The 12314-nt window shown below is 66.9% G+C and carries 11 protein-coding genes; 7 read left to right on the top strand and 4 right to left on the bottom strand.

From position 1 onward, the window contains the following. Positions 1–52: 52 nt before the first annotated feature. The 4 genes from HR9077_RS08130 (at position 53) to HR9077_RS08115 (ending at position 6597) form a co-directional block, all read left to right on the top strand. Positions 53–1576, top strand: a complete 1524-nt coding sequence (locus tag HR9077_RS08130) for a leucyl aminopeptidase (RefSeq protein ID WP_136066514.1) — start codon at positions 53–55, stop codon at positions 1574–1576. A gap of 217 nt (positions 1577–1793) precedes the next feature. After that, on the top strand, positions 1794–2894 hold the full coding sequence (locus HR9077_RS08125) for a branched-chain amino acid aminotransferase (RefSeq protein WP_136066513.1): 1101 nt from the start codon (positions 1794–1796) through the stop codon (positions 2892–2894). Positions 2895–3164: 270 nt separating this feature from the next. Then, positions 3165–3599 carry a DNA polymerase III subunit chi gene (locus HR9077_RS08120; protein ID WP_136066512.1) on the top strand — a complete coding sequence of 145 codons (435 nt, stop codon included), beginning with the start codon at positions 3165–3167 and terminating at the stop codon, positions 3597–3599. A gap of 157 nt (positions 3600–3756) precedes the next feature. Then, positions 3757–6597: a valine--tRNA ligase gene (locus HR9077_RS08115; RefSeq protein ID WP_136066511.1), complete on the top strand. Its 2841-nt coding sequence runs from the start codon at positions 3757–3759 to the stop codon at positions 6595–6597. 32 nt (positions 6598–6629) lie between these two features. Here HR9077_RS08115 and HR9077_RS08110 read toward each other — a convergent pair whose 3' ends face one another. Beyond that, positions 6630–7787 carry a GGDEF domain-containing protein gene (locus HR9077_RS08110; RefSeq protein ID WP_136066510.1) on the bottom strand — a complete coding sequence of 386 codons (1158 nt, stop codon included), beginning with the start codon at positions 7785–7787 and terminating at the stop codon, positions 6630–6632. A 369-nt stretch (positions 7788–8156) separates the two neighbouring features. On the opposite strand from HR9077_RS08110, the gene HR9077_RS08105 reads away from it, so the two are divergent. Then, complete coding sequence (locus HR9077_RS08105) at positions 8157–8561, top strand: DoxX family protein (RefSeq protein WP_136066509.1); 405 nt, start codon at positions 8157–8159, stop codon at positions 8559–8561. 14 nt (positions 8562–8575) lie between these two features. On the opposite strand, the gene HR9077_RS08100 is transcribed toward HR9077_RS08105, so the two are convergent. Both HR9077_RS08100 and gloA read right to left on the bottom strand, forming a co-directional pair. Then, positions 8576–9250, bottom strand: coding sequence for a uracil-DNA glycosylase family protein (locus HR9077_RS08100; protein ID WP_136066508.1), 675 nt, complete (start codon positions 9248–9250; stop codon positions 8576–8578). Positions 9251–9288: 38 nt separating this feature from the next. After that, positions 9289–9729 carry a lactoylglutathione lyase gene (gene gloA, locus HR9077_RS08095; RefSeq protein ID WP_136066507.1) on the bottom strand — a complete coding sequence of 147 codons (441 nt, stop codon included), beginning with the start codon at positions 9727–9729 and terminating at the stop codon, positions 9289–9291. A 151-nt stretch (positions 9730–9880) separates the two neighbouring features. Between gloA and HR9077_RS08090 the strand changes: the two genes are divergently transcribed. Both HR9077_RS08090 and HR9077_RS08085 read left to right on the top strand, forming a co-directional pair. After that, the gene (locus tag HR9077_RS08090; protein WP_136066506.1) at positions 9881–10426 is read left to right on the top strand and encodes a DNA-3-methyladenine glycosylase I; all 546 of its coding nucleotides are present in this window, start codon (positions 9881–9883) and stop codon (positions 10424–10426) included. Between the two features lie 34 nt (positions 10427–10460). After that, a complete protein-coding gene (locus HR9077_RS08085) occupies positions 10461–11522 on the top strand; it encodes a metal-dependent hydrolase (RefSeq protein WP_136066505.1) in 1062 nt (353 codons plus the stop codon). 79 nt (positions 11523–11601) lie between these two features. Here HR9077_RS08085 and HR9077_RS08080 read toward each other — a convergent pair whose 3' ends face one another. Beyond that, the gene (locus tag HR9077_RS08080; RefSeq protein WP_136066504.1) at positions 11602–12216 is read right to left on the bottom strand and encodes an FMN-dependent NADH-azoreductase; all 615 of its coding nucleotides are present in this window, start codon (positions 12214–12216) and stop codon (positions 11602–11604) included. Positions 12217–12314 lie beyond the last annotated feature (98 nt).

Raw genomic sequence — 12314 nt, 5'->3', positions numbered from 1 at the left:
GCCTGTCTCGTCAGCAAGCCAGTCGCGCACAATATCCTGTCGTGGAGATGTCATGGAATTTTCTGTCCTAACCGTCAACCCGGCCAAGGTCGAAACGGCCTGCCTCGTGGTTCCGGTATTCACCGATGGTGACTTGCTCCCGGTAGCCGCCAAGCTCGACGACGCCAGCGAGCGCCTGATCGGCCAGCTGATCGAGCGTGGCGATTTCGATGCCGGACTCGGCAATGTGCAGTTGATTCCCTTCGCCCCGGGCCTGGCCGCCGAACGTCTGATGCTGGTCGGCCTCGGCACCCGCGCCAAATGCAACGAGGCCAGCCTGCGCACCGCCCTGGACGCCACCTTTCCGGCACTGGCGAAGCTGCCGCTCGACGAGGTCGTGGTCGCCTTCAGCGATGTTCCCGTGCCCGACCGCACCGCCGACTGGAAGGCCCGCGTGACCGCCGAGGCGGCCCAGCGTGCCGTCTACCGCTTCAGCGAATTCAAGTCCGATCCCGCTCCGGCCCCGCGCCTGTCGCGGGTCAGCCTGCTGGTCAGCGATCCCACCGAAGCCACCGCCAGCGAACAGGGGGCGCGGGTCGGCCGCGCGGTCGGCGAAGGCGTCAACTATGCGCGCACCCTGGGCAACCTGCCGGGCAATGTCTGCACGCCGAGCTACCTGGCAGCCCAGGCCGAACAGCTCGGCCAGGGCTCGGCCGGCGCGCTCGACGTCGAGATCCTCGACGAGGAAGCGCTGGAGCTGCTCGGCGCGCATTCGCTGCTCTCGGTGGGTCGCGGCAGCGAGGAGCCCTCGCGGCTGATCGTGATGCGCTACCAGGGCGCCGACGACCCCGACGAAGCGCCCCACGTGCTCATCGGCAAGGGCATCACCTTCGACACCGGCGGCATCTCGCTCAAGCCGGGCGCCGACATGGACGAGATGAAATTCGACATGTGCGGCGCCGCCAGCGTGTTCGGCACCGTCAAGTCGCTGCTCGCGCTCAAGCCGAAGCTCAACGTGGTGGCGATCGTCGCCAGCGCCGAGAATATGCCCGACGGCCGCGCCACCAAGCCCGGGGACATCATCAAGACTCTCAAGGGGCTGACCGTCGAGGTACTCAACACCGACGCCGAGGGGCGCCTGGTGCTGTGCGACGCGCTGACCTACGCCGAGCGCTATCAGCCGGCCAGCGTGGTCGATATCGCCACCCTCACCGGCGCGGCGGTGATCGCCCTGGGCCATCACGCCACCGGCCTGTTCGCCAACGACGACGACCTGGCGCTGGACCTGCTCGACGCCGGCGAAACCGCCTGGGATCGCGCCTGGCACATGCCGCTGTGGGACGACTACCAGAGCCAGCTCGACTCCAACTTCGCCGACCTGGCCAATATCGGCGGGCGCCCGGCGGGCTCCATCACCGCGGCGTGCTTCCTGTCGCGTTTCACCGAGACTTACCCCTGGGCGCATCTCGACATCGCCGGCACCGCCTGGGCATCCGGCAAGCAGAAAGGCGCCAGCGGCCGCCCCGTGGGCCTGCTGACCCAGTATCTGCTGGACCGCGAAGTCGAGCTGGGCGAGACCCCGGAGAACGTCGAGTAGCGGTCAAGCCGATCGGCGCTTCGCAACGCATCGTTCGCATGCTAATTTTAGTTGCGAAGCGTTCACCATCCGGGCCGGGCTTTCCCGGCCCGTGTCGGTTATGTCATTCTCGCTGTCATCGTTCGCCACGCCGCTGCGTGACGACGCCCAACCGCAACGGCCCACGGCCCGGCGACTCGTCGGCTGCCGGGGCAGAGTTCTGTAACGGAGACCCCCGGTGACCACCTCTGGCTTCGACGTACGGCCGACCGCCCACCCCACGGATACCGCTATCCGCGACGAGATCCTCGGCAATTCCGGCTTCGGCCGCTATTTCAGCGACCACATGGCACACATCCGCTGGACCGCGGACGACGGCTGGCACGGCCACGAAGTGCGCCCCTATGGGCCGCTGACCCTCGACCCCGCCGCCGCCGTGCTGCACTACGCCCAGGAGATCTTCGAGGGCATCAAGGCCTACCGCCACGCCGATGGCTCGGTGTGGACCTTCCGCCCCGAGAAGAACGCCGCGCGCTTTCGCGCCTCGGCACGCCGCCTGGCGCTGCCCGAGCTCGGCGACGACGACTTCATCGGCTCGCTGAAGGCGCTGGTCGCCCAGGACAACGCCTGGGTCCCCACCCCGGCCAGCGCCGCCGAGGAAACCAGTCTCTACCTGCGCCCCTTCATGATCGCCAGCGAGAAGTTCCTCGGCGTGCGTCCATCGAAGGAGGTCGACTACTACGTGATCGCCTCGCCGGCGGCCGCCTACTTCAAGGGCGGCGTCAAGCCGGTGTCGATCTGGCTGTCGTCGAACTACAAGCGCGCCGCCCCCGGCGGCACCGGCTACGCCAAGTGCGGCGGCAACTACGCCGCCTCGCTGGCGGCGCAGAAGGAAGCCGAGGCGCATGGCTGCGACCAGGTCGCCTTCCTCGACGCGGTGGAAAACAAGTGGGTCGAGGAGCTCGGCGGCATGAACCTGTTCTTCGTCTACCGCGACGGGCGCATCGTCACGCCCAAGCTGACCGGCACCATCCTCGAGGGGGTGACCCGCGACTCGATCATGCAGCTGGCCCGCGACGAGGGCCTGACCCCGGAAGAGCGCCACATCAGCATCGACGAATGGCGCGACGGCGCCGCTTCCGGCGAGATCAGCGAAGTCTTCGCCTGCGGCACCGCGGCAGTGGTCACGCCGATCGGCGAGCTGGTCGGCGAGGAGGAGCGCATCCGCCTCGCCGCCGACAACGGCGGCGAGATCGGCAAGCGCCTGCGCACCAAGCTGCTCGACCTGCAGTACGGGCGTTGCGAGGATACCCATGGCTGGCTGACCCGCCTGGCGTAAGTCATCAAATCGAGCGACGGGCTGCGAGTCGCGAGCAGTACAGCACCGACTCGCAGTCGAGTGGAAGGGAACTTGTTCCCGATGAAGGTGGCTCAGGAGCATGGTCAGGGGCCTTTGTGGGAGGGAACTTGTTCCCGATTGGCGCCGTCAGGCGCCCGGTATGGCCGGGGAGGTACAGTGCCCACCGCCATCGCGAATGAATTCGCTACCACGAGTCCGTAGCCCGTAGCCCATAGCCCATAGCCCATAGCCCATCATCAGGCCCCAGCCGTGACCCAAGTCGACTTCTACATCCTGCCCGATACCACCCGCGAGGCGCGCCTCGACTTCGCCTGCAAGCTGGCCGAGACCATCTGGCGCAAGGGTTACCGGCTGCACGTGCACACCCAGGACGAGGATCAGGCCCGGGCGTTCGACGAGCGGCTGTGGACCTTTCGCGACGACAGTTACGTACCGCACGCATTGAGCGGCAGCGGCCACGACGTGCCGGTGACCATCGGCTGGCAGGCATTGCCCGAGCCGGCGCTCGACGCCCCGGGCATCGAGGCGATGCTCAACCTGAATCTGGCGATCCCCGAGTGGTTCTCGCGCTTCGAGCGGGTCGCCGAGATCATCAACCAGCACCAGGACATCCTCACCGCCAAGCGCGACTGCTGGCAGACCTACAAGCAGCGCGGCTACCCGGTGAAGGCGCACAAGCTTTAGTTTTTAAACAAGCCTAGCCTTCTGGACGCTCATGACGCTGAGCGCCTCGGGCGCTATAATCGAGCCCATTTTCCTTACGCCCTCGACCGCAGGCGCGCCATCGATTGAATGACGCCGGCGCCAGGTCGTTCGCTGCCATCGTCAGACAGAGCGCTCCATGGACAAAACCTACCAACCCGAACAGATCGAAGCCCGCTGGTACCAGCGCTGGGAAGCCGACAACCGTTTCGCGCCCTCGGGCGAGGGCCAGCCCTTCTCGATCATGATCCCGCCACCCAACGTCACCGGCAGCCTGCACATGGGCCATGCGTTCCAGGACACCATCATGGACACGCTGACCCGCTACAAGCGCATGCAGGGCCGCAACACCCTGTGGCAGGTGGGCACCGATCACGCCGGGATCGCCACCCAGATGCTGGTCGAGCGCAAGATCGCCGCCGAGAGCGGCCAGAGCCGCCACGATCTGGGCCGCGAGGCGTTCATCGACAAGGTCTGGGAGTGGAAGCAGGAGTCCGGCGGGCATATCACCCGCCAGCTGCGCCGGATGGGCGCCAGCGTCGACTGGAGCCGCGAGCGCTTCACCATGGACGACGGCTTCTACAAGGCGGTGCAGGAGGTCTTCGTGCGGCTGTTCGACGAGGGCCTGATCTACCGCGGCAAGCGGCTGGTCAACTGGGACCCCACGCTGCACACCGCGATCTCCGATCTCGAGGTGGAGAACCGCGAGCAGCAGGGCCAGTTCTGGCACTTCCGCTACCCGCTGGCCGATGGCGTGACCACCGACGACGGCAAGGATCACCTGGTGGTCGCCACCACCCGCCCGGAGACGCTGCTCGGCGATACCGGCGTGGCCGTCAATCCGGACGATCCGCGCTATGCCTCGCTGGTCGGCAAGTTCATCGAACTGCCGCTGGTCGGCCGGCGCATCCCCATCGTCGCCGATGAGCACGCCGACATGGACAAGGGCTCGGGCTGCGTGAAGATCACCCCCGCCCATGATTTCAACGACTACGCGGTGGGCAAGCGCCAGGGCCACGTGCTGATCAACGTGTTCACCCCCGACGCCCAGATCCGCGACGCCGCCGAGGTCTTCAACCTCGACGGCACGCCCAACGCCGACGTCGACCCCGGGCTGCCGGGAGCCTACCAGGGGCTCGACCGCTACGCCGCCCGCGAGGCGATCGTCGCCGACATGCAGGCCGCGGGGCTGCTCGAGAAGACCGAGAGCGTCACCAATACCCTGCCCTATGGCGATCGTTCCGGCGACGTCATCGAGCCGCTGCTCACCGACCAGTGGTTCGTCGCCGTCGAGAGCCTGGCCAAGCCGGCGATCGAGGCGGTGGAGAACGGCGACATCGAGTTCGTGCCCAGAAACTACGAGAACATGTATTTCGCCTGGATGCGCGACCTGCAGGACTGGTGCATCTCGCGCCAACTGTGGTGGGGCCATCGCATCCCCGCCTGGTACGACCCCGAGGGCGGCGTCTACGTGGCGCGCAGCGAGGCCGAAGCGCGCGAGAAGTACGGCCTGGCCGCCGACGTGATCCTCACCCAGGACGACGACGTGCTCGACACCTGGTTCAGCTCCGGACTGTGGACCTTCGCCACCCTGGGCTGGCCCGAGAAGACGCCGGAACTGGCGACCTTCCACCCCACCAGCGTGCTGGTCACCGGCTTCGACATCATCTTCTTCTGGGTCGCGCGGATGATCATGATGACGTGTAAGTTCACCGGCGAGGTGCCCTTCAGGCAGGTCTACGTGCATGGCCTGGTACGCGACGCCCAGGGCCAGAAGATGTCCAAGTCCAAGGGCAACGTGCTCGACCCCATCGACCTGATCGACGGCATCGACCTAGAGGCGCTGGTCGCCAAGCGCACCGGCAACATGATGCAGCCGCAGAAGGCGCGCGCCATCGACAAGGCCACCCGCGACGAGTTCCCCGCGGGCATCGAGTCCCACGGCACCGATGCGCTGCGCTTCACCTTCCTGTCGCTGGCCACCACCGGGCGCGACATCAAGTTCGACATGGGCCGGCTCGACGGTTTCCGCAACTTCTGCAACAAGCTGTGGAACGCCTCGCGCTATGTGCTGATGAACACCGAAGGCGAGGACCTGGGCGATGACGTCGAGCTCTCCCTGGCGGATCGCTGGATCGTCTCGCGGCTGCAGCACACCGAGGCCCAGATCACCCGGGCACTCGACGAGTACCGCTTCGACCAGGCCTCGCAGGCACTCTACGAATTCGTCTGGAACGAGTACTGCGACTGGTACCTGGAGCTTTCCAAGCCGGTGTTGTGGGATGAAGCCGCCAGTCCCGCCGCCAAGCGCGGCACCCGGCGCACCCTGGTGCGCGTGCTCGAGACGATCCTGCGCCTGGCGCAACCGATGATGCCGTTCATCAGCGAGGAGATCTGGCAGCGCGTGGCGCCGCTGGCCGGCAAGACACATGGCGACGCCGCGCAGTCGGTGATGGACCAGCCGTGGCCGCAGGCCGATGACGGCAAGCGCGACGCCCAGGCCGAACGCGATATCGACTGGCTGAAGGGAGTGATCGTCGCGGTGCGCAACATTCGCGCCGAGATGAACCTGGCGCCGGGCAAGCCGCTCGACGTGCTGCTGGCCAAGGGCAGCGCGGCCGACCGCGAGCGCCTCGCCGCCAACCGGGTGTTCCTCGCCAAGCTGGCCAAGCTGGAAAGCGTCCACTGGCTCGACGACCCCGCCGCGGCGCCGTTGGCGGCGACGCAACTGGTCGGCGACATGGAAGTGCTGGTGCCGATGGCCGACCTGATCGACAAGGACGCCGAACTCGAGCGCCTGGCCAAGGAACTCGACAAGCAGGACAAGTTCATCGGCGGCATCGAGAAAAAGCTCGGCAACGAAGGATTCATCGCCAAGGCCCCCGCCGCGGTGGTCGACAAGGAGCGCGCCAAGCTGGCCGAGGCCAGGGCCAGTCGCGCGGTGCTCGCCGAACAGCACGACAAGATCGCCGCGCTGTAAGCCGAGCGCAAGCCTCCGCAGGTGGCAGCGGGCTAGCTGGCCCGCTGCTCGAAGACCGCGCGCATCTGTTCGGCGGCCCTGTCGAGCACCACCGGCGACGCGTCCTGCATCGACGGCGCGTCGTCACCGCACACCTGATCGCGGCCGTCGCGCTTGGCCTGGTAGAGCCGCCGGTCGGCCAGAGCGATCAGGCCATCGATATCCAGGGCCTCGCCGTTGGCCGCCACGCCGATGCTGACGGTCATGTGCAAATCGCCGCCATCCAGCGCATAGGGTGTTTCGCGCACGGTCGCCGCCAGACGCTCGGCGGCACACAGCGCCTCGCCATGCCTCTTGTCATGGAGCACGGCGATGAACTCTTCGCCCCCGTAGCGACCCAGGGTGTCCTCGTCGCGCAGGCTTTCCCGCAGGCACTCCACCAGGTGGCACAACGCGCGGTCGCCCCGCTTGTGGCCGTAGCGGTCGTTGATCGGCTTGAAATGGTCGATGTCGATCATCAACAGTGCGAACGGCCGCGCATTGTCCATTGCGAGTTCGACCTCGCGCAGCACGGCTCGACGATTGAACACCCCCGTCAGGGCGTCGTGGTGGGCCTGACGCCGATAGCTGATTTCGAGGCGCTGGGACACCCCCTCCAGCCGGCGCAGGATCACCGCGAACAACACCCCCAGGGTCGCCAGGTTGGCTATCAGCAGGGCCTGTGGCGCCCACCCTCCCAGCCTGTCGACGACCGTCGTTTCCGGGACGCCCATCAATTGATAGGTCGTCAGCCCCATCACCACGAGGCTGACCCCGAGCTTGGCGACCTGAGACAAGGCGCTGATATAGGTGACCAGCAGGATCAGCGCGAAATACAGCTCGAATCCCAGACCGCTGCCGTATGTGCCGATGGCGACCAGCATATGCGCCGTCATCGTGGCCAGCATCAACAGCACACCGGCCCCCATATAGCCCCGCCGGTGCAGCTCGCGGGCGACCAGGGTCATGCCCAGCCCAGCCACGCTGACAATGAACAGCCGCGTATCGGCCAGCAGCCAGAACATCGGGATGAAGTCGAACAGATAGACCACGGTCGCGATCAGATAGAGCCGCGACAGCGTATGGAAATAGCGCTGCCGGTCCGCCGGCAGCGGGCAGGCGGGTAGTGACAGCGCGCGCCAGTGTCCGAGGTTACGGAACTTGCCGTTCATGGAAATCCTTTTCTCCTTCCGCCCCCGTGTGGGTGGCGGTCTTCGATTCGCCTTCTTGGCGATATCGCTCGGTTCTGGTAGTTACCGACTCTGGCACGAGGCACCAGTTTATCGAGCCGTTCGGACCGGCCACGATGAGACCACGCCACTCCTTGGCGGGTCGTGAACGCTTGCAGGCGTCGCGGTGACGCCGGGTTTTGCAAGCCGGGGGTATTGGCCACAGGATAGACTGTTTATCGCGTGACCCGCCACCCCGGCCACGTAACCGATCGCCTCGACAACCGAGTCGCAACGTCCCTGAACCCTGTGCTCGAAGGCCCCGGCATGGGATAGTAACGCCTTGACTCACAACAAGAGATTGACCCCTTCATGCTCAACGCCCTGCACAACGAGGCCCTTGGCAAACTGGTACTGCGGCTCGGCGTCGGCTGCCTGATCCTGCTTCACGGCATCGCCAAGCTGATCGAGCCCGGTACGCTGAGCTGGATCGGCGACCGGATCGCCGCCCAGGGTCTGCCGACCTTTCTCGCCTACGGCGTGCTGATCGGCGAAGTGATCGCCCCGCTGATGGCGATCCTCGGCTGGCAGGCACGCCTGGCCGGGTTGTTGATGGCGGCCAACATGGTGGTGGCCATCGTCCTGGTGCACAGCGGGGAGCTGTTCACCCTGGCCGGCAACGGCGGCTGGTCGCTAGAACTGCAGGGACTGTTCCTGTTCGGCGCGCTGGCCATCGTCTTTCTGGGCAGCGGGCGCCTGGCGCTGCATCCCGACTAGCGGGCCATCCGCCGTCAGGGAATATCCAGCGATTCGAGACGAGCCGCCAGAAGATCCGGAAAGCGCTTGAACCAGGCCTGGTTGAGCGGCGAAGGATGCGGCAGTGGATGCAGCCTGAACGTCGCCTCGTGGCCTTCGCCATCGACCAGCAGCGTCTCATGGCTGGCCGAGAAGCGATCGTCGCGCTTCCAGAAGGCCTCCAGCGCCTGACGCACCTCGCGCGGCTGGTTGATGGCGAACCACAGGAAGGCCTCGCGGCCCAGCGTGACCAGCTCGCGCCCCTGCCACTCCTCGACCAGAAGCTGGGCGATCAGCGGCTGGAAGCGCTTCTTGACCGCCATCGACCACGCCTTGTTGCCCCGCGGCTTGTAGGGCACGGTATTGGCCCAGAAGAAATGCCGCCCGATCTCGCGCGAGGCCTCGAAATCGGGCATCGGTTCGCCGTGCAGGGCCCGGTACAGCCCCTCGCGGACCTTCTGGCCGCCGCTACCGATGAACGGCTCGCCCCACTTCACCTCCAGCCGCCCCGGGTCGCGACCGAAGATACCCACGCGGGCCTCGCGCGGCCCCAGGCCGATGATCGGCTCGCAGGGGTCGCGCTCGAAGTCGCGATAGACCTGCTCGTCCACGCCCTCCAGCGCCTGCGCCTCGCGTCGCAGCGCGGCATGCAGAGTCGCATCCAGTGCCATCCGCTCGCTCTCCTTGCGTCGCCCTCTCGCGTCAAGGCTCACCAGTTGCCGGTGTTCTCCATCGATGTCCAGGGTTCCCGCGGCGGCAGGTCGTCGCCCTGCTGCAGCAACTCGATGGAGATGCCGTCGGGCGAGCGGACGAAGGCCATGTGACCGTCGCGCGGCGGGCGGTTGATGGTCACGCCGTTGGCCTGCAGGCGTTCGCACAACGCGTAGATGTCCTCGACGCGATAGGCCAGATGACCGAAGTTGCGTCCGCCGGTGTACTCCTCGGGGTCCCAGTTGTAGGTCAGTTCGAGCATCGCGGTGCGCTCCTCGCGGGCGCGCTGCCGGTCGTCCGGCGCGGCGAGGAAGACCAGCGTGAAGCGCCCCTTCTCGCTCTCCTTGCGGCTGATCTCCTCGAGCCCCAGCAGCTCGCAGTAGAAATGCAGGGAAGCCTCGAGATCGCTGACGCGAACCATTGTATGAAGATACTGCATCGTCTCTCCTCACTCTCGCTATCGATTGGGATGGCGTTGACTTCACTGACTCCGCCGGCTTTCCCCGGTGTCGTCACCTGGGGCATCATGCCCGATGAAGACCGTCACCGTCACATCGGGAATGGTGCGGTACAAGCAGAGAGAATCCGCGATGTCCGACTACTGCGACCACGCTCCGCAACACCCCTATCACGGCCCCTACCACGATGGCGAATACGGCTTTGCCGTGGCCGGCGACGACGAACTGTTCGAGCGCCTCATCCTGGAGATCAACCAGGCCGGCCTCTCGTGGCTCACCGTGCTCAAGAAGCGCGCGGCCTTCCGGGCGGCGTTCGACGAATTCCGTATCGAGCGGGTGGCGGCCTACGGCGCCGCCGAGCGCGAGCGGCTGCTCGACGATGCCGGCATCATCCGCAACCGCCTCAAGGTCGACGCCGCCATCCACAATGCCGGCGTGGTCCGCACCCTGCAGGCCGACCACGGCAGCTTCAAGGCCTGGCTGGACGCCCATCACCCCCAGCCGCTGGCCGACTGGGTGCGGCTGTTCAAGCGCACCTTCCGCTTTACCGGCCCCGAGATCGTCAACGAGTTCCTGATGAGCACCGGCTACCTGCCCGGCGCGCATCGTGACGATTGCCCGGTACAGGCGCGCATTCGCGCCTCCCGGCCGCCCTGGATGCAGATGCCATGCCCCTGACACCGCTGGCTGTCATGGCCTCGTCGGCCCGCCCATGGATTCGCTGACCCAGGCCTGCCTGGGCGCCGCGGTCGGCGCCAGCCTGCTGGGCCGCCCGCTGGGCCGCAAGGCGCTGCTGCTGGGCGCGGCGCTGGGCACGCTCCCCGATCTCGACGTGGTCATCGACTACGGCGATGCCGTGGCCGACTACACCTACCATCGCGGCTTCAGTCACTCGCTGTGGGTTCTGGCCGCGCTGGCCACGATACTGGCCCTTGCGAGCGCGGGTTTCGCCCGACGCCACGGAATCTCACTGCGGCGCTGGTGGCTGACGCTGGGTGCCTGCCTGCTGAGCCACCCGCTGCTCGATGCCTTCACCACCTACGGCACCCAGCTATGGTGGCCCTTGACGTCGCCGCCGACCGCCTGGGCCAGCGTGTTCATCATCGACCCGCTCTATACCCTGCCGCTGATCGTCGCACTGGGCATCGGCCTGGTCCGCGGCGGTGCGTCGCGGGCGCCCTGCTGGGGACTGGCGCTGTCCGGCGCATACCTGCTGTTCACGCTGGGCGCCAAGTTCATCGTCGACGAACGCATTGCGCCGACCCTGGCCGAACGCGACCTGGCCGAGGCGCCGCGTCTGGTCCAGCCAACGCCGTTCAACAGCCTGCTGTGGCGGGTGACGGTCGTCGAGGACGGGTATTACCACGAAAGCCTGGTCGGCCTGTTCGACGAGCGTGCGCCCCGTCTGACGCGCTTTCCACGCGGCGCGGCGCTGGAACCGGCGGCCCGGGCCACCGCCGCGGGCCAGCGCCTGCACTGGTTCGCCGGGCCGTTTCTCGCCTACCAGATTGCCCCACGCGATGGCCGCGAAACGCTCATCGCCACCGACCTGCGGCTGGGCTTCCCGGGCTATCATCCGTTTCGCTTCACCCTCGCCGAACGCGTCGAAGGCGATTGGCAGGCGGTCGACTCGCGGCTGGTTCCCGGCGCCTCGGCAGGCGCCGGTGCCTTGCGGCAACTCGCCCGGCGTATCGTTTCCGAGCGCATTCCGCTGTGCCAGGAAACGTCGCCGAACGCCGACCCGGTTGGCATGATCGATTGCCCCGAACGCTGACACCCCTGTCGACAACGGAGCGCGGCGCCCGAAGGCGCCGCGCTCGTACAGCCGGGTAGCCCGCCAGGGGCATGGACGGCTAGAGCCGCGCCACCAGGCCGTCGATCGCCTGTCGGGCTTCGCCGATCGAGGCCTCGCGATGTCGATCGCCCATCGCCAGCCCTTCGGCATACACGAAATCGACCTCGGTGATCCCCATCAGACCCAGCATGTGGGTCAGGTGCGGGGTCTGCGAATCGAGCGCGGTGCCCGCGTACTGACCGCCGCGCGCCGTCAGCACGATGGCCCGCTTGCCCTCGACCAGGCCCTGCGGCCCGTTCTCGGTGTAACGAAAGGTCTTGCCGGCACGCAGCACGCGGTCGAACCAGGCCTTGAGCTGCGTGGGAATGCCCAGGTTGTAGAGCGGCACCGCCAGCACCAGTACGTCATGGTCGAACAGCTCGGCGAGTGCCGCTTCGGAGCGTGCCGCCAGCTCGCGCTGCTCGGCGTCGCGTTCATCCTCGGCGACCATCCAGCTGGCGAGTTCGGTGCCGTCCAGATGCGGCAGGGCCTCGGCGACCAGGTCGCGCTCGGTGACCTGCACGTCGCCACGCGCGGCGAGCCGGCGCTTGAAATGCTCGGCAAGGCCACGGGATTGACCGTTGTCGCCGAGGATCGAACTGTTGAGCAGCAGTAGCTTGGTCGGGGTCGTCATGGTGGGGTCCTCCAGCCAGGGGTGATGACGACCATATTAAATGGTTTTTTTGCAATGAAAATCGCAAAAAAACGCGCCAACCATTCGATTAAAGCGAT

Origin of the sequence: Modicisalibacter radicis (genome assembly GCF_900961225.1) — a bacterium.
Lineage (GTDB): Bacteria > Pseudomonadota > Gammaproteobacteria > Pseudomonadales > Halomonadaceae > Modicisalibacter.
This window is presented reverse-complemented; position numbering and strand designations above follow the sequence as displayed.

What these genes read in the sequence shown, in the direction of transcription:
- HR9077_RS08110 (WP_136066510.1), bottom strand. Translation starts at nt 7,787, where the DNA reads ATGAACGGCAAGTTCCGTAACCTCGGACACTGGCGCGCGCTGTCACTA.
- HR9077_RS08090 (WP_136066506.1), top strand. Translation starts at nt 9,881, where the DNA reads ATGTCCGACTACTGCGACCACGCTCCGCAACACCCCTATCACGGCCCC.
- HR9077_RS08085 (WP_136066505.1), top strand. Translation starts at nt 10,461, where the DNA reads ATGGATTCGCTGACCCAGGCCTGCCTGGGCGCCGCGGTCGGCGCCAGC.
- HR9077_RS08105 (WP_136066509.1), top strand. Translation starts at nt 8,157, where the DNA reads ATGCTCAACGCCCTGCACAACGAGGCCCTTGGCAAACTGGTACTGCGG.
- HR9077_RS08115 (WP_136066511.1), top strand. Translation starts at nt 3,757, where the DNA reads ATGGACAAAACCTACCAACCCGAACAGATCGAAGCCCGCTGGTACCAG.
- HR9077_RS08100 (WP_136066508.1), bottom strand. Translation starts at nt 9,250, where the DNA reads ATGGCACTGGATGCGACTCTGCATGCCGCGCTGCGACGCGAGGCGCAG.
- HR9077_RS08130 (WP_136066514.1), top strand. Translation starts at nt 53, where the DNA reads ATGGAATTTTCTGTCCTAACCGTCAACCCGGCCAAGGTCGAAACGGCC.
- gloA (WP_136066507.1), bottom strand. Translation starts at nt 9,729, where the DNA reads ATGCAGTATCTTCATACAATGGTTCGCGTCAGCGATCTCGAGGCTTCC.
- HR9077_RS08080 (WP_136066504.1), bottom strand. Translation starts at nt 12,216, where the DNA reads ATGACGACCCCGACCAAGCTACTGCTGCTCAACAGTTCGATCCTCGGC.